The 17,433-nt window shown below is 38.8% G+C and carries 15 protein-coding genes; 14 read left to right on the top strand and 1 reads right to left on the bottom strand.

The window, feature by feature from the left end:
• The first annotated feature begins 127 nt into the window (after positions 1-127).
• Complete coding sequence (locus tag AC0UMU_RS02305) at positions 128-2,074, top strand: thioredoxin family protein (protein ID WP_022390014.1); 1,947 nt, start codon at positions 128-130, stop codon at positions 2,072-2,074.
• Positions 2,071-2,862, top strand: coding sequence for a nucleoside triphosphate pyrophosphohydrolase (gene mazG, locus AC0UMU_RS02300; protein ID WP_022390013.1), 792 nt, complete (start codon positions 2,071-2,073; stop codon positions 2,860-2,862). Before AC0UMU_RS02305 ends, mazG begins: the two co-directional genes overlap by 4 nt.
• 1 nt (position 2,863) lies before the next feature.
• On the opposite strand, the gene AC0UMU_RS02295 is transcribed toward mazG, so the two are convergent.
• Positions 2,864-3,613, bottom strand: a complete 750-nt coding sequence (locus tag AC0UMU_RS02295; protein WP_288640657.1) for an RNA methyltransferase — start codon at positions 3,611-3,613, stop codon at positions 2,864-2,866.
• Positions 3,614-3,823: 210 nt separating this feature from the next.
• Between AC0UMU_RS02295 and nfo the strand changes: the two genes are divergently transcribed.
• From nfo to AC0UMU_RS02235, 12 genes are all read left to right on the top strand, one after another.
• Positions 3,824-4,663: a deoxyribonuclease IV gene (gene nfo, locus AC0UMU_RS02290; RefSeq protein WP_009319361.1), complete on the top strand. Its 840-nt coding sequence runs from the start codon at positions 3,824-3,826 to the stop codon at positions 4,661-4,663.
• A 100-nt stretch (positions 4,664-4,763) separates the two neighbouring features.
• Positions 4,764-5,192: a deoxycytidylate deaminase gene (locus tag AC0UMU_RS02285; protein WP_031258503.1), complete on the top strand. Its 429-nt coding sequence runs from the start codon at positions 4,764-4,766 to the stop codon at positions 5,190-5,192.
• 64 nt (positions 5,193-5,256) lie between these two features.
• Positions 5,257-6,891 carry a S41 family peptidase gene (locus tag AC0UMU_RS02280; RefSeq protein ID WP_022600990.1) on the top strand — a complete coding sequence of 545 codons (1,635 nt, stop codon included), beginning with the start codon at positions 5,257-5,259 and terminating at the stop codon, positions 6,889-6,891.
• Between the two features lie 11 nt (positions 6,892-6,902).
• Positions 6,903-7,442: a 5-formyltetrahydrofolate cyclo-ligase gene (locus AC0UMU_RS02275; RefSeq protein ID WP_022390009.1), complete on the top strand. Its 540-nt coding sequence runs from the start codon at positions 6,903-6,905 to the stop codon at positions 7,440-7,442.
• Positions 7,443-7,479: 37 nt separating this feature from the next.
• A complete protein-coding gene (locus AC0UMU_RS02270) occupies positions 7,480-8,190 on the top strand; it encodes a hypothetical protein (protein WP_022390008.1) in 711 nt (236 codons plus the stop codon).
• A 15-nt stretch (positions 8,191-8,205) separates the two neighbouring features.
• The gene (locus tag AC0UMU_RS02265) at positions 8,206-8,784 is read left to right on the top strand and encodes a response regulator transcription factor (protein WP_009319356.1); all 579 of its coding nucleotides are present in this window, start codon (positions 8,206-8,208) and stop codon (positions 8,782-8,784) included.
• Positions 8,785-8,814: 30 nt separating this feature from the next.
• Positions 8,815-11,622 (top strand): M16 family metallopeptidase, encoded by a 2,808-nt coding sequence (locus AC0UMU_RS02260; RefSeq protein ID WP_270214121.1) that lies wholly within the window; start codon positions 8,815-8,817, stop codon positions 11,620-11,622.
• Between the two features lie 165 nt (positions 11,623-11,787).
• A complete protein-coding gene (locus tag AC0UMU_RS02255; protein WP_278714505.1) occupies positions 11,788-14,223 on the top strand; it encodes a glycoside hydrolase family 95 protein in 2,436 nt (811 codons plus the stop codon).
• Between the two features lie 367 nt (positions 14,224-14,590).
• Positions 14,591-14,818: a 4Fe-4S dicluster domain-containing protein gene (locus tag AC0UMU_RS02250; RefSeq protein WP_278714506.1), complete on the top strand. Its 228-nt coding sequence runs from the start codon at positions 14,591-14,593 to the stop codon at positions 14,816-14,818.
• A 43-nt stretch (positions 14,819-14,861) separates the two neighbouring features.
• Positions 14,862-15,941: a 3-methyl-2-oxobutanoate dehydrogenase subunit VorB gene (locus tag AC0UMU_RS02245; RefSeq protein WP_009319352.1), complete on the top strand. Its 1,080-nt coding sequence runs from the start codon at positions 14,862-14,864 to the stop codon at positions 15,939-15,941.
• 91 nt (positions 15,942-16,032) lie between these two features.
• Positions 16,033-16,794 (top strand): thiamine pyrophosphate-dependent enzyme, encoded by a 762-nt coding sequence (locus tag AC0UMU_RS02240; protein ID WP_009319351.1) that lies wholly within the window; start codon positions 16,033-16,035, stop codon positions 16,792-16,794.
• A 19-nt stretch (positions 16,795-16,813) separates the two neighbouring features.
• On the top strand, positions 16,814-17,356 hold the full coding sequence (locus AC0UMU_RS02235; protein ID WP_278714508.1) for a 2-oxoacid:ferredoxin oxidoreductase subunit gamma family protein: 543 nt from the start codon (positions 16,814-16,816) through the stop codon (positions 17,354-17,356).
• Positions 17,357-17,433 lie beyond the last annotated feature (77 nt).

Here is a 17,433-nt window from a genome sequence, read left to right as displayed (position 1 = left end):
GGTTTTGAACAACAAGTTGTAAATCTCTTTCATTTTTATCACTTTTATACCGATTAAAACGAAAAATAGACTATTACTATATGTTTTTATGAAGTATCTTTGTATTTTAGTTTCAATATACACAAATATGAAAAAGATTATTGTTCTGTTAGCTTTCTGTTTAATAGCCTGTATTAATGCCCAGTCACAAAAAACAGAACCGGTCAAATGGAATACCCAAATCAACAATACAGAAAAAGAAAATTTCAAAGAAATTGTATTTTCAGCCCACATATTGGGAGAATGGCATCTCTTCGGAACACAGCTTCCCGAAGGCGGTCCTCATTCTACAGCCTTTGTATTCGATAAAATCGAAGGGGCGGTTTTATTAGGAAATATACGGGAAATCGATCGTCCGATAGAAGAATATAATTCTCTATTCGAAATGAATCTCAAATGGTACAATCATTCTGCCCGATTTATACAAGGAATCGAAATAATACCCGAAAGTGAAAAAGTCCTAATCGAAGGACATATCGAATATCAGGCATGTAACAATGTCACTTGCCTGCCTCCTACCCGTCATAATTTTGTATTAGAAGAAACTATCAATAAAATCATTCCGAATGCAGAACCTTCTATCTCATCTACCATTTCTACCCAACATGGACACTCAAATAAAGCTTATCTAAATACTTGGAAACCTGTAAAACAACAAATGGAGGCATTCGGAGAAAATCATGCCGGTACAGAAATCAGCTATCGCAAAGCTTACGTAAACGGATTTAAAGGAGGACTTTTATCTTTGTTGACGCCCTGTTTGTGGCCGATGATATTGATGAGCATATATAGTTTTCAACAGCAAAGGTCATCACGCAAACAGTCTATTTTTCGCACATTATTATACAGCGTTACATTATTAATTGTATTTCCGCTCTGTGGAATCCTGCTCACATCAGCATTCGGGATACAGATCTTTTATCAGTTTACAACAAACCTAATATCTAATTTATTCTTGTTTATTCTGTTCGTCATACTGGCAGCATTTTTACTCGGAGCATTTCATTCCTCGATCATCAGCAAAAAAAAGGCTGTCGGTAATTTTATCGGATTATCGATTCTAACAGTTTTACTATCACTCTCCTGCACAGGATCTTATATCGGATCATATCTTACGCAGGCTGCATCACTGCATTCGATTTTAGGACCTTATCTAACTCTCACGGGATTTGTCTCGGCTTTTGTTCTTCCGGTTGCAATCATCCTTATTTTTATAACATGGAATCCTGCAACACCCAAGCAAGCTCACCGGCTACTGCTACTTAACCGAATCACAGGTTTTTTCATTTTGGCTTATTCCCTGACTTTTTTATCCATAGCAGATCTTATATACGGCAAACATTTACTAAATCGGGAAATTTTCCTTGTTTTATGGATAATCATTTTCTCATTTTTAGGAATATATCTGATCGGGAAACTAAAATTTACTCACGACAAAGAGACTCCGTCGATAAGCGTCGGAAGATTTTTTCTTGCCATATTGACTTTTAGCTTTACACTGTACATGGTACCGGGTCTTTTGGGTGCTCCATTAAAAGAAATAGGGGCTTTAGTTCCTCCTCTCTATGCACAAGACTTCAATCTTTACACAAAAGATTTCGGCAATCATTTCGACAACTATAATGAAGGTATGGAATACGCCAAAAATTCCGAGAAACCCGTATTACTCGAATTTTCCGGATATGGCTGTGCAGAAAGCCGGAAAATGGAAGCTTCGGTGTGGACTTATCCACGCATTAAACACTTGCTCGATCAAGAATTCGTCGTCATACGACTAATGGTAGATGACAAAACCAAACTCCCAAAAGCAGAAATCATTTCTATCGACGGGAAACCGACGAAAATTACGACTTTCGGAGAAAAATGGCAAGCTTTGCAACAAATAAAATTCGGAAGCGAATCCCAACCTTACCAGGTAATTCTTACTCCCAAAGGCGACCCTTTAAGTTCTGCATACGGCTATAGTATCGATATAAAACAATATATAAATTTCTTAAATAACGGTCTGAACCGTTTTAAACAACAATTAAAATGACGAAACATAGTAAAGAGGAAAAGATGGAGGCATTCGGCCGCTTTCTGGACATTCTGGATGAATTAAGAGAAAAATGTCCGTGGGACAAGAAGCAGACTAATGAAAGCTTACGAACAAATACAATAGAAGAAACTTATGAATTATGCGATGCAATCATAAAAAACGATATCGACGGCATTCGTAAAGAATTGGGAGATGTTTTATTACATATTGCATTTTATGCGAAAATAGCTGAAGAAAAAGATCAATTCGATATAGCTGACGTATGTCATTCATTATGTGATAAACTGATTTACAGACACCCTCATGTATTCGGAGACACCGATGCTGCAACCTCTAATCAAGTAGAACAAAACTGGGAACAGTTAAAGCTAAAAGAGAAAGGCGGAAATAAGACTGTTCTTGAAGGAGTACCTTCGGCTCTTCCGGCAATGGTCAAGGCTCACCGCATTCAAGACAAAGCAAGAAATGTCGGGTTCGACTGGGAAGAACGCAGTCAAGTGTGGGAAAAAGTAAAAGAAGAATTTCAAGAGTTACAGACCGAAATCGAAAATATGGAAACAGACAAGATGGAGGCTGAATTCGGAGATCTATTATTCAGCATCATCAACGCCGGACGTCTATATAAAATCAATCCGGAAAATGCGTTGGAACGTACGAATCAAAAATTCATACGTCGTTTTAACTATCTCGAACAGCACACAATTCAACAAGGACGCAACTTAAAAGACATGACTTTGTCCGAAATGGATGCGATTTGGGATGAAGCGAAGAAAAAAGGCTTATAATTTATCGCATACGACGACGGAATTCTGCACAAACAATGGCAGTTGCAATCGCGACATTAAGGGATTCCGTCGTTTCCCTTCCCTGCGGATAATTAGGAATAAAAAGACGTTTTGAAATACAACGTTCTAAATTTTCAGATATGCCTTTCCCTTCATTTCCCATCACAATAATTCCATGTGAAGTCAACTCAGACTTATATATATCTTCACCATTCAAGAACGTTCCATAAACCGGAATCTTTACCGTTTCAAAAAGATCCCTTAAATCTACGTAACAAACCTTCACTCTCGCCAAGGCCCCCATTGTCGCCTGTACGGTCTTAGGATTATATATATCTGCACAACCCAAAGAACAAAAAATATTCTCAATACCATACCAATCTGCCAAACGGATAATTGTCCCCATATTTCCCGGATCTTGTACCATATCTAAAGCAATAGAGAGACATCCGTCCAAACTCTCGAAATTTATAGAATAATCAGGAATACGATAAACGGCAATTACGTCTTGCGGGGTCTTCTGCAATGACACCTTTTTGATCTCTTCCGAAGACACTTCTATAATTTCTTCAGCCCTTAATCCCGGATGCTCCTCAAGCCAAGAAGCCGTTGCAACCAATAATCTGCAATCAAAACTTCTTATCGTATCATTTACCAATTTATTTCCTTCGGCAACGAAACATGCTGTTTCCCGTCGAGCTTTTTTCTGCTCAAGAGAATGGATAAATTTTATTTTATTTTTACTCAACATATATCAGATACATACAAATAAGCGATTTTCAATCACTTTTTAACAACCCGAACGAAATTCAAACAGGTTCTAAAAATACATTCATGTTATTTACCGTTTCAAAGATAAAGAATCTTTTTCCATTTCTGAATGAAAATAGCATAGAAGGCTTCAATATCCAATAGAAAAGTGTAAATTTGTATTTATTATCAAACTTAAAATTCGATATTTATGAAATATATAGGAGCACACGTAAGCGCTTCGGGAGGTGTAGAAAATGCACCGGAAAACGCATTTAAGATAGGAGCTACGGCATTTGCCTTATTTACAAAAAATCAAAGGCAATGGAAATCTTCACCGCTTTCCAGAGAAAGCATCGATTTATTTCATGAACGATGCGAAAAATATAATTATACAGCAGCACAAATATTACCGCATGACAGTTATTTGATTAATCTCGGACACCCTACGAACGAAGGAATCGAAAAATCAAGAGAAGCTTTCCTTGACGAAATGCAACGTTGCGAACAGTTAGGCCTGCGACTATTGAACTTCCATCCGGGAAGCCATTTGAAAGAAATATCGCTCGAAACATGTCTCGACCGCATTGCTGACTCTATCAATATGACATTGGATGCGACACACGATGTAACGGCCGTAATAGAAAATACAGCAGGACAAGGATCTAATGTCGGTTATGCATTCGAGCATCTCGCCTATATTATAGATAAAGTAGAAGACAAAAGCCGTGTCGGCGTATGCATAGATACGTGCCATACCATAGCCGGAGGATATGACCTCACGACCGAAGAAAGTTATGAAGCGACTTTCCGAAAATTTGATGAAATCATCGGATTCAAATATTTACGAGGAATGCATCTTAACGATTCTAAAAAAGGTTTAGGATCTCATGTAGACAGACATGACAGTTTAGGGAAAGGCATTCTCGGAAAAGAATTGTTCCGCCGCATCATGCAAGACCCTCGAATGGATAATATTCCGCTGATTCTTGAAACTCCTGATGAATCGATCTGGGCAGAAGAAATTCAATGGCTAAAAGAACAGATATAAAATTTGGGTTTATTTAGGAGAAAAAAAATGATATATAGCTGAAAAGACGTACATTTGCATAAAATTGATGGAAATATATCCGAATTTTAATATAGAAAAGATGAACTCGGAAGATAAACAATTAACATTGGACAAACGTTATATACGTATGGCTCTTATTTGGGCGGAAAATTCATATTGTAAACGCAGAAAAGTCGGAGCGCTTATCGTTAAAGAAAAAATGATAATATCGGACGGATATAACGGAACTCCTGCAGGATTTGAAAATGTTTGCGAAGACGAAAACGACCGTACATACCCATACGTTTTACATGCCGAAGCAAACGCAATCACGAAAGTCGCACGATCGAATAATAGCAGTGATGGAGCAACCCTATATGTCACATCTTCACCATGCATAGAATGTGCCAAACTGATCATTCAATCCGGAATACGCCGAGTCGTTTTTTCAGAATATTATAGACTGAATGATGGAATAGACCTCTTAAAAAAAGCCGGAATAGAAGTTGATTTTGTTGAGGTCAAATAGTGAAACCAACATTAAAAGCAGACTCTTAAATTAATATATAGAAGTTTTACAGGTAATATCGATTATGAAGAAAAAAACCGCAATCTGGCTTCCTTTTATCATTGCAATAAGTATCGTTTTGGGAATTTGTATAGGACGTTTTTACCATCAAGCCAGTACAATAGGTTCTCGTATTTTTGCAAAACAGAATAAAATAGAAACTCTATTGAGCATCATCCAAAGTCAATATGTCGATACAGTAAATATCAACAAGCTGGTAGAAAACGCAATGCCTAAAATTATCGGAGAATTAGATCCCCATTCTGCATATATTCCAGCCAAAGATCTGCTCAGCGTAAATGAAGAACTGGAGGGAAGCTTCAGCGGTATCGGCATACAATTCAGTATATTGAACGATACGATTACGGTAGTCAGTGTTATACCCGGCGGACCATCAGAAAAAGCAGGGATTCTCCCGGGAGACCGAATTGTTACGATCAACGATACGGTTTTTGTGGGTAAAAGCGTAGAACCTATGGATAAAGTAATGAAGAAGTTGAGAGGTCTAAAAGACTCTAAAGTTGATTTAGGTATAAAACGTTCATCGGCAAAGAAACTGCTTAATTTTACCATCACTCGAGGCGACATTCCTGTCAATAGCGTAGATGTATCATTCAAAATAAATGACAAAACAGGATATCTGAAGATCAGTAAATTCGGGCGTAATACTTACAATGAATTTATGAATGCTTTGGCTAAATTGCGAAAGGAAGGTGCTGACCGATATATTATCGATTTACGGGGCAATACAGGAGGATACATGGATGCCGCAATTAAAATGGTTAATGAGTTTCTTCCCAAAGACCAATTGATCGTATATACCGAAGGAAAGGCTTTTCCCCGCAGTGAAGGAAACGAAGCCTACTCGGACGGGACAGGGGCTTTTCAAAATAATCAAATGGTCGTACTTATGGATGAATGGTCTGCATCTGCAAGCGAGATTTTTGCAGGAGCAATTCAAGATAATGACCGCGGTACGATAGTAGGAAGACGTTCATTCGGGAAAGGACTGGTACAACAGCAGATTCCTTTTTCCGATGGATCGGCCATACGCCTGACTATCGCCAGATATTATACCCCTTCCGGAAGATCGATACAAAAAGAGTATAAGATGGGGGATATAGAAGATTACAATCAAGATCTGATGAACCGTTTCTTGCATGGAGAATTCGATACAAAAGACAGCATCAAGCTAAACGATTCCTTAAGCTACGAAACTCGAAACGGACGCATTGTATATGGTGGAGGCGGTATTATGCCGGACATATTCGTACCCCGAGATACAATCGGTATCACGTCCTACCTGAACAATGTCGTAAATAACGGTATTATTTATCAGTTCGCTCTGGAATATACGAATAAACACAGAAAAGAACTATCTCAATTTAAAGATTACGGAAGTCTATTGCAATATTTGAAACGGAAACCTTTACTTGATGAGTTTGTTATATATGCCGCATCAAAAGGAGTAAAACCCCGTCCGGTATATATTAATATTTCCCGAAAAATAATAAATAACCAATTACATGCTTATATAGCCCGGAATTTATTGGGAGATGAAGCATTTTATCCGATATTGATGCTGGAAGATAAAACATTTCTGAAAGCAGTAGATATTCTTGATGAAAATAAAGGTTTTCCGGAAATACCTGATAAATAAAAAATAAAGTCATGTGCAAGAAGTCTGACATCAGAATGAGCATAAAAGACCTAAAAAAAAATATAACGGCAGAAGAGCGAACCCGATTCTCGGAACAGATCAGATGTCGTATAGAACAGTTGCCGGAATTTAAACAGGCAAAAACGATTCTTTTATATCATTCTTTACCGGATGAAGTAGATACTTCTTCTTTTTTGAGATTATGGAAAGAAGATAAACGCCTCTTACTTCCAGCCGTAAAAGGGGACAATCTGATAATCAGAAATTATCATCCGGAAAAACTCAAAACAGGACGTTACGGAATCATCGAGTCTCAAGGAGACAGAATTACCGATCTTTCGGTTATAGATATGATCATTATTCCGGGAGTCGCTTTCGACAAAAAACGTAATCGGCTGGGACGAGGCAAAGGATATTACGACAGGTTACTATCACAAGTTGAAACATGCAAAATAGGAATCTGTTACGATTGTCAGATTACAGACTTTTTGCCTGTAGAGAAACATGATATTCCGATGGACTACATAATCACGGAATCGGGAATCATATAACTGTGTGAATATTTAAACTTTCTAATAATTAAAGAATATGCCTTTAGTATATGCAGATATGAAGCTCTGCGACATCATATTGCATGAACCGACATTGATACCCGTATTAAACCGGTTCGGGATCACATTAGGTATAGGAGACAAGAGTATCCGCTCGGTTTGTGAAGAAAATTCTCTCGATACGGATTTCTTTCTCACAATACTAAACACATTCATCAATGAAGAGTTTTTTCCGGAAAACAGGCTAAAAACGTTTTGTGCGACTCAAATAGTGGACTATCTGACAAAAACCAACATTTATTATGAGTGCTTTCAGTTACCTAATATTGAGCGACATTTCAATTCGCTCATTCAGCACAGTGGGACTTCGGGAAACAATCTCGAATTGATACATCAATTTTTTCTAAAAGTGAAAAATGAGTTATTGAGCCGTATCGAGCATGACCGGGCTGTATGGTTTCCCGAAATAAAACTACTGTCTGAAAAAATAGGCAACCAACGTCCCGATGGAATAAAACTTCCGACAAAAGGATCGTATGATGAGCAAAACTCTTTAGAAGAAAAGCTTCATGATCTCACCAGTTTGTTCGTTATGCATTTGTCCGGGACGATAGATCCGAACCTCTGCTATGGGGTAATTTTCGCGATTTATACGCTTGAAAAAGATATAAAACAACATAACCGCATTCGCAACAGAATTTTGTTACCGATGAATGAAGCTATGAAACGAGGAAAAAACGACAATTAAAACGAATCAGGCTTAATGTTACATAATAAAGATATTGCGATTATCTCTCCTGTTACATTGATCAATATCGGATTGAAACAAATTCTAACCGATTATTTTTCTGCCGGGAATATCACGGTATATACCGATACCGAATATTTCTTATCAGAATCTCCGGAGAAATATGATTTATACTTCACATTTCCGGATACATTTCTGCTCCATTATGATTTTTTCCTTCCGCGTAAAGGGAAAACCATTCTGCTGACAGACTGTAGTTATCCGCAAACGGACTTTTCAAATATAGAATACCAGCTTTGCATACGCTCGGAACAAAACTCTTTGATCGAACAATTACAAAACCTGATCGAACGCACATGTCAAAAATTTTCGAACGAAAGTCAGGAAGAACTGTCTCCCAGAGAAATAGAAGTACTACAACTTATAGCACAAGGATTTCTTAACAAAGAGATTGCAGACCGACTCAATATCAGTATCAATACGGTTTTGAGTCACAGAAAAAACATCACAGCCAAATTGGGAATAAAAAGTGTGTCCGGACTCAGTTTTTATGCGATGATGAACGGATATGTTTCTTCTGCAGAAATTGAATAAATGAAAATTATTAATTAAAATAAGAAAGTAATGAAATTACGCAGTGTAACAACAATTATTTTATTGTCTGTATTCGGGTTGATAACATATGCCCAACAAATGGCCCCTCTGCCTATCGACCCGCAAGTTAAATATGGAAAACTGGAAAACGGGCTGACCTATTATATTCGTCATAACGCATTTCCTAAAAATAGAGCCGAATTTTATATCGCACAAAACGTCGGTTCGATATTAGAAAACGACAGCCAAAGAGGTCTTGCTCATTTTCTGGAACACATGGCTTTTAACGGAAGTAAAAATTTTCCGGGCAAATCGATGCTGAATTATTTAGAATCGAATGGAGTAAAATTCGGAACAGATGTAAATGCATATACATCATTCGATGAGACGGTTTATAACATATCAAATGTTCCTGTAAACCGTGAAGGTATCGTTGATTCATGTCTGCTCATCTTACACGACTGGTCTAATGCCATTGCCTTGGAAGACAAAGAAATCGATGAAGAACGGGGGGTAATTAGAGAAGAATGGAGAACCCGAACCAACGCCAACATGCGTATTCTCGCAAAACTTATTCCACAGGTATTCGCAGGTAGCCAATATGCCAACCGTATGCCTATCGGAACAATGGATATAGTTATGAACTTTCCTTACCAAACATTAAAAGATTATTATCACAAATGGTATCGTCCCGACTTACAAGGAATTATTATTGTAGGAGATATAGATGCAGATAAAACAGAAAAAAAACTAAAGGAAATTTTCAATACCATTCCCAAACCGGAAAATGCTGCCGAACGAATCTACTATACTGTCCCCGACAATAAAGAACCGATTATCGCCATTGCAAAAGATAAAGAAGCTACAGGTAGTCAAGTGACCGTATATTACAAACACAAACCTATGACCAAAGAGCTGAAAGCTACTATTGCAGGTATTGCCGGTATTTACCTTAAATCGGTCACTTCAATGATGCTGAACGATCGTCTAAAAGAAATATCAGAAAAGCCGAATGCCCCTTTCATGTCTGCATACAGCTATGACGCAAATTTTATTGTTTCCAAAACAATGGATGCATTTACGACTATGGCTGTCAGTAAAGAGGGAGAAACTCAAAAAGCACTTAAGGCTCTTCTCCAAGAAACCGAACGTGTAAACCGATTTGGGTTCACCGAATCGGAATATGAACGGGCAAAGGCTAATCTGTTGAGTATGATCGAAAGTATGTATAAAGAACGGGAAAAGCAAAAGAATAATTCTTATGTTGAAGAATATGTCAGCCATTTTACAGATGGAGGATCAATATGCGGTATCGAAACCGACTATATGCTTTTAAATAAAGTCGCTGCTTCTACCGGTATCGAACAAGTAAACAAATACATACAAGACCTTATCGGAGAAGAAAATATCGTAGTTACTATTACCGGACCAGAAAAAGACGGAGTTTCATATCCATCGGAAGCAGAAATACTGACTCTTTTAAAAGAGATTAAAAATGAGGAACTTCAACCCTATACCGATAAAGTTTCGAACGAACCGTTAATCAGCCACGAACCTAAAGCCGGAAGCATAATAAAAACGACTACCGACAAAAAATTCGGTACAACGATATGGACTCTATCAAACGGTGCTAAAGTCGTTATTAAACCAACGACGTTTAAAGATGACGAAATTTTAATGACCGGCATCAGCAAAGGCGGAAATCTGTTATACGAAGACAAAGATATTCCCAACCTTAAAATATTCAATAATATCATCGATTTGGGAGGATTAGGAAACTTTAATAACATAGATCTAAAAAAAGTATTGGCCGGGAAAAACGTATCTCTGAGCATAGGACTGGACGACCGCTCTGAAATCGTTAACGGAAGTTCTACTCCTAAAGATTTGGTTACATTAATGCAGTTGCTTTATCTCTCATTTACAGATCAGCATAAAGATCCAGAAGCTGTAGAAGCATGGAAAAGCAAAATAAAGGACATGTTGAAAAATGCCAGCGCCAATCCTCGTGCAGCTTTCAAAGATTCTCTCAATGTCGCTTTATATAAAGAGAACCCGAGAAAAATGAGTCTGAAACCTGAAGAAATAGACCAGACCGACTATGACAGGATATTGCAAATATGGAAAGAACGGTTTGGAGACGCTTCTGATTTCACATTTACTTTTGTCGGAAATATTGATGAAAAAGAACTGAAACCGTTGGTAGAAAAATATATTGCTTCTCTCCCATCTACATACAGTAAAGAAAAACCGGGTACGGATAAAGTAGGAATCCGCATGGAAAATTATACTAACCATTTTGAAAAACCTATGCAGACTCTGACTTCAACAGTATATGCAGCGTATGTAGGCAAATGTAAATACTCTTTGGAAAACAACATAAAACTGAATATGTTCGACCAAATTATGGATATTGTTTACACAGCGACCATTCGAGAGGAAGAAGGCGGAACATACGGAGTCGGGACTCAATCTGTCCTTTCTAAAGAAACAGACACGTGGATGTTCCTTTTCGGGTTCGACACAAATCCCGAAATGCAGAAAAAACTCCAGAAACGAGCTATTTCTGAATTGGAAAAGACCATAAATGAAGGACCTTCGGAAAAAGATTTCAATAAAGTAAAAGAATACATGCTGAAAAGTCATACGGAAAATTTGCATGAAAATAAATACTGGTTAGGAGTAATCAATACATATAACCGGTACGGTATTGATAATATGTCGGGATTCGAAGATATTGTAAAAAAACAGACTCCGGAAAGTATCCAAAAATTAATGAAAAAGTTATTTTCAAAAGCCGCATTTATTGAAGTTTCGATGAAAGGTGTACAAGAATAAGTTTCTAACACCTCATAAAATAACAACTATTACAAAAGCGCCATGCCTTGTTTTTCTGAGGCATGGCGTTCTTATATTCCATTTTTTATTCTTAAATTCGCCTCCGGACAATCTATTCTCGTCGAATTTATAAAAACACATAATATTTACATAACACACACTATCATGAAAAAGATTTTTCTATCAAGCACTTTTCTAATCATGTGCGCTCTTCTGGTAAAAGCTGAAAATCTAAAGCTATGGTACAAACAGCCTGCGACACAATGGGTCGAAGCTTTACCCTTAGGAAATTCCCGACTGGGAGCAATGGTCTACGGAATTCCAGATAACGAAGAAATTCAACTAAATGAAGAGACTGTATGGGGAGGCGGCCCACACCGCAATGACAATCCGGAAGCAAAAGACATTCTGCCAGAAGTACGACGTCTCATTTTCGAAGGTAAATCAAAAGAGGCCAAACCGATCATGGAAAAAAAATTCAGGACTCCCCGCAACGGAATGCCTTACCAAACCATAGGAAGTTTAAAGTTACATTTTGACGGACATGAAAATTACACAGATTACTACCGAGACTTAGATTTAACAAGAGCTGTTGCTACCACTCGTTATAAAGTAAACGGTGTAACCTATACACGAGAGTTATTTACGTCATTTGCCGATAATGTAGTAATCATGCAAATCACTAGTGATAAACAAGGAGCTTTGAATTTTACAGCCGACTATGTATCACCGTTAAAACACACCGTTTCCACCAAAAAAGGGAAATTAATTCTATCAGGAAAAGGTGCTGATCATGAAGGTGTACCCGGTGTTATCCGACTTGAAAACCAGACATTCATAAAAACGACAGACGGCAAAGTAAAAACTTCGGACAATAAAATTTCAGTTTCCGATGCAACGACCGCTACTATCTATATTTCAGCCGCTACAAACTTTGTCAATTACAATGATGTAAGTGCAAATGAGCATAAACGTGCAGACGCTTATATGAAAGCAGCACTAAAGAAACCTTATGAAAAAGCTTTGGCCGATCACATTGCTTACTACAAAAAGCAATTCGATCGAGTAACATTAGATCTCGGGACTTCTAAAGAAGCACAAGAAGAGACCCATTTACGAGTAAAAAACTTTAAAAACGGGAATGATATCTCCCTCGCCGTATTAATGTTCCAATTCGGACGTTATTTACTCATATCTTCATCCCAGCCCGGAGGTCAACCGGCAAATCTTCAAGGAATCTGGAACGAAAAATTACAAGCTCCGTGGGACGGTAAATACACGATAAACATCAATACGGAGATGAATTACTGGCCTGCAGAAGTAACCAATCTCAGTGAAACACATGAACCTCTGATCCAAATGGTTAAAGAGCTTTCGGTAAGCGGACAAGAGACTGCAAAAGAGATGTACGGTTGCAACGGATGGGTAACACACCACAATACAGACTTATGGCGCAGCTGCGGCCCTGTCGATGGCGCAGATTATGTATGGCCCAATGGTGGAGCTTGGCTCTCTCAACACGTCTGGCAACATTATCTTTACACCGGAGATAAGGAATATCTGCAAGATGTTTACCCGGCACTAAAAGGCGTTGCCGATTTCTTCCTCGATTTTTTGACAGAACACCCGACATATAAATGGATGGTAACCGTACCGTCAAGTTCACCGGAACACGGACCAAGAGGTAACGGTAACTCTATCGTTGCCGGTTGCACGATGGACAATCAGATCGCATTCGATGCTCTCTCAAATGCTTTGCAAGCAACTAAAATATTAAATGGTGATACGGATTACTGCAATAAATTGCAAAATATGATAGATCGCCTTGCTCCTATGCAAATCGGCCAGTATAACCAATTGCAAGAATGGCTTCAAGATGTAGACGATCCCAACAATGACCACCGTCACGTTTCACATCTATACGGTCTATATCCCAGCAATCAAATTTCACCGTACAATCATCCCGAACTTTTCCAAGCTGCCCGCAACTCTTTAGTTTACAGAGGCGATAAAGCGACAGGCTGGTCTATCGGATGGAAAATTAATTTATGGGCACGTTTGTTAGACGGTAACCACGCCTACAAAATCATACAAAACATGTTGATGCTGGTAGAGAAGGGTAATAATGACGGAAGAACATACCCGAATCTCTTTGATGCACATCCACCTTTCCAAATAGACGGGAACTTCGGATATACGGCCGGTGTAGCCGAAATGTTACTACAAAGTCACGACGGGGCTGTACATTTGTTGCCGGCTTTACCCGATGTGTGGCGCAGAGGAAGTGTAAACGGCCTTATGGCACGCGGAGGTTTTGAAGTCAGTATGGACTGGGACGGAGTACAACTCAATAAAGCCCGTATATTATCAAAGCTCGGAGGAAACCTGCGAATTCGCTCTTACGTTCCTTTAAAAGGAGATGGAATAAAGCCGGCCGAAGGTAATAACCCTAACCCCCTTTACCAAACGGCAAACATAAAAACGCCCCTAATTTCGCCAAAAATCAATCCCCAATATCCATTATTATACAAAGTGTATGAATATGATATAATGACAGAACCCGGAAAGACTTACGAAGTAGAGCGAGACGGGAAACATTAATAACAACCATTATAAAATGCCGGTACTTTCAAATAAGGAATACCGGCATTTTTTATAAAACTTAAATTACGATATAAAACCTGTCATCTAAATTTTCCGATAAAAAATATTATCAGGTGATTTTTAATTTTTTTTGATCTATAACGTTGTTAGCGATATCGGTATAATCTCTCCAGAGGGAAATCGACTATTCATGGAAATTTTTTTCAAATTCTACCTGAGTAAAATTTAAATAAGTTCTAAGCTGTTACAAATTAACGCGATTAACCGAATATTGAATTTTGTTTATATAGAAAAATCGTTGTTTTCGGAACTATTTTCAAAATAAAAGGCTACATTTGCGTGAATAAAACAAATCTTTTTAAGTATGGCTAAGATAAAAGGTGCTGTTGTAGTGAACAACGAGCGTTGCAAAGGGTGCGATCTTTGCGTTGTGGCATGTCCTGCTGACGTGTTGGCTCTCCAGCCGAAAGAGGTAAATGATAAAGGGTATCATTATGCATACATGAAAAATCCGGATGATTGTATCGGATGTGCCAGTTGCGGTTATGTTTGTCCCGACGGATGTATTACCGTATATAAAGTAAAACTATAAACGAGAGTCTCCCACTCTCTTCACTCTAAAATAAGAACAAGATATGACAGAAGATGTAAAATTAATGAAGGGAAACGAGGCAATAGCCCATGCTGCCATACGCTATGGAGCAGACGGATATTTCGGTTACCCTATCACTCCGCAATCTGAGATTATGGAGACATTAATGGAATTGAAACCTTGGGAGACTACCGGCATGGTGGTACTTCAAGCAGAAAGTGAAGTTGCTGCAATCAACATGGTTTATGGTGGTGCCGGATGCGGAAAAGCCGTGATGACATCATCCTCAAGTCCGGGAGTCAGTCTGAAACAAGAAGGTATTTCATATATTGCAGGAGCCGAACTTCCCTGCCTTATCGTTAACGTCATGCGAGGAGGTCCCGGCTTAGGAACTATACAACCGAGTCAGGCAGACTATTTCCAAACAGTAAAAGGAGGAGGACACGGAGATTATCGTCTTATTACTTTAGCACCGGCCTCAGTACAAGAGATGGCAGACTTCGTCGCTTTAGGCTTCGATCTGGCTTTTAAATATAATAATCCCGCTATAATTCTTGCAGACGGTATTATCGGTCAAATGATGGAAAAAGTGGTTTTGCCGCCTTTCCGGCCACGTCGCACCGAAGAAGAGATACGTAAACAAATGCCTTGGGCAACTCAAGGTAAACTAGCCGGACACAAACGGAACGTTATCACATCTTTGGAACTCGACCCGGCTATCATGGAAGAAAACAATATTCGTTTTCAAGCCAAATACCGCAAAATAGAAGAAGCGGAAGTGCGCTATGAAGAGATCGGTTGCGAAAATGCCGATTATTTAATGATAGCATTCGGTTCAATGGCCCGTATTTGTCTGAAAACACAAGAAATGGCCCTCGCAGAAGGCATAAAAGTAGGGGTATTGCGTCCGATCACATTATGGCCCTTCCCATCGAAAATCATTGCCGAATATGCAAATAAGGTAAAAGGTATGATTTCGGTAGAATTAAATGCCGGGCAAATGGTCGAAGATATACGCTTGGCCGTCAACGGAAAAGTTAAAGTCGAACATTTCGGCCGCTTAGGAGGAATCGTTCCTACTCCGGATGAAGTGCTCAATGCTCTTAAACAGAAATTGATGTAATCCGGCATTTCCTTTTTACAAAGGATAAAATCGAAACCTTTTTACAAAAGAGTACGAAAGTATTCTTACAGACGATTAAAAACTCAAGATTATGGATGTAAACGAAATCATAAAACCCGAAAACCTCGTATATGACAAACCGAGGCTGATGAACGATAATCCCATGCACTATTGTCCGGGATGCAGCCACGGAGTTGTCCACAAACTTGTCGCCGAAGTTATCGATGAAATGGGAATGGAAGAACAAGCCATCGGTATCGCTCCGGTAGGTTGTGCTGTGTTTGCCTACAATTATATCGACATCGACTGGCTCGAAGCGGCACACGGACGTGCACCGGCAATAGCGACCGCCGTAAAACGTCTGAATCCGTCAAAAATGGTATTTACATATCAAGGTGACGGAGACTTAGCCGCTATCGGTACGGCAGAAACTATTCATGCTTGCAACCGAGGGGAAAACATCGTTATCATATTCATTAATAACGCAATCTACGGTATGACCGGCGGACAGATGGCGCCTACGACATTAGAAGGAATGGTAACGGCAACTTGCCCTTACGGAAGAAATGTAGAATTAAATGGTTATCCGCTAAAAATATCAAATCTCGTAGCACAATTAGACGGGACATGTTATGTTACACGTCAAAGCGTGCACACGGCTGCTGCCGTAAAAAAAGCGAAGAAAGCATTACGTCAGGCTTTTGAGAACTCTATGGCACGCAAAGGGACTTCATTGGTCGAATTTGTTTCGACTTGTAACTCCGGATGGAAAATGACTCCGGATCAAGCAAATAAATGGATGGAACAAAACATGTTTGCCAAATACCCGTTAGGAGATTTGAAAAATGAATAATTTGTAAAAACCGATCACAATGAAAGAAGAAATAATTATCGCCGGTTTCGGTGGGCAAGGTGTCCTTTCGATGGGTAAAATTCTGGCTTATTCGGGTCTTATGGAAGATAAAGAGGTAAGTTGGATGCCCTCTTACGGACCGGAACAACGTGGCGGAACAGCCAATGTAACTGTTATTTTAAGTGATGAACGTATCAGTTCTCCCGTATTGAATACTTTCGACGTCGCTATTATTCTGAATCAGCCGTCTTTAGAGAAATTTGAAAACAAAGTAAAGCCAGGCGGAATCCTAATATACGACGGTTACGGAATACACCACGCTCCTACTCGAAAAGATATCGATATATATCGTATAGATGCCATGGACACTGCAATCGAAATGGAAAATTCGAAAGCATTCAATATGATCGTGCTCGGCGGATTGTTGAAAGTAAAACCGATGGTAACTCTTGAAAATGTGCTGAAAGGGTTGAAGAAGTCTTTACCCGAACGGCATCATAAATTGATTCCGATGAACGAACAAGCTATTTTGAAAGGAATGGAAATTATCCGGAAAGTATAAAATCTATACCATACAAACCGGGCAAGAAGGTGTCTAAAAAGGATGCCTTCTTTTTTTTGTCATGCCGCCCTTTTATT

The organism is Coprobacter fastidiosus, assembly GCF_982245605.1.
Note: the sequence above shows the minus strand (reverse complement) of the source record. Positions and strands in the feature narration are given on the sequence as shown.

Bases quoted from the DNA above. Each gene is read 5' to 3' on its own strand.
- AC0UMU_RS02305 (WP_022390014.1), top strand. From the start codon at position 128: ATGAAAAAGATTATTGTTCTGTTAGCTTTCTGTTTAATAGCCTGTATT.
- mazG (WP_022390013.1), top strand. From the start codon at position 2,071: ATGACGAAACATAGTAAAGAGGAAAAGATGGAGGCATTCGGCCGCTTT.
- AC0UMU_RS02295 (WP_288640657.1), bottom strand. From the start codon at position 3,613: ATGTTGAGTAAAAATAAAATAAAATTTATCCATTCTCTTGAGCAGAAA.
- nfo (WP_009319361.1), top strand. From the start codon at position 3,824: ATGAAATATATAGGAGCACACGTAAGCGCTTCGGGAGGTGTAGAAAAT.
- AC0UMU_RS02285 (WP_031258503.1), top strand. From the start codon at position 4,764: ATGAACTCGGAAGATAAACAATTAACATTGGACAAACGTTATATACGT.
- AC0UMU_RS02280 (WP_022600990.1), top strand. From the start codon at position 5,257: ATGAAGAAAAAAACCGCAATCTGGCTTCCTTTTATCATTGCAATAAGT.
- AC0UMU_RS02275 (WP_022390009.1), top strand. From the start codon at position 6,903: ATGTGCAAGAAGTCTGACATCAGAATGAGCATAAAAGACCTAAAAAAA.
- AC0UMU_RS02270 (WP_022390008.1), top strand. From the start codon at position 7,480: ATGCCTTTAGTATATGCAGATATGAAGCTCTGCGACATCATATTGCAT.
- AC0UMU_RS02265 (WP_009319356.1), top strand. From the start codon at position 8,206: ATGTTACATAATAAAGATATTGCGATTATCTCTCCTGTTACATTGATC.
- AC0UMU_RS02260 (WP_270214121.1), top strand. From the start codon at position 8,815: ATGAAATTACGCAGTGTAACAACAATTATTTTATTGTCTGTATTCGGG.
- AC0UMU_RS02255 (WP_278714505.1), top strand. From the start codon at position 11,788: ATGAAAAAGATTTTTCTATCAAGCACTTTTCTAATCATGTGCGCTCTT.
- AC0UMU_RS02250 (WP_278714506.1), top strand. From the start codon at position 14,591: ATGGCTAAGATAAAAGGTGCTGTTGTAGTGAACAACGAGCGTTGCAAA.
- AC0UMU_RS02245 (WP_009319352.1), top strand. From the start codon at position 14,862: ATGACAGAAGATGTAAAATTAATGAAGGGAAACGAGGCAATAGCCCAT.
- AC0UMU_RS02240 (WP_009319351.1), top strand. From the start codon at position 16,033: ATGGATGTAAACGAAATCATAAAACCCGAAAACCTCGTATATGACAAA.
- AC0UMU_RS02235 (WP_278714508.1), top strand. From the start codon at position 16,814: ATGAAAGAAGAAATAATTATCGCCGGTTTCGGTGGGCAAGGTGTCCTT.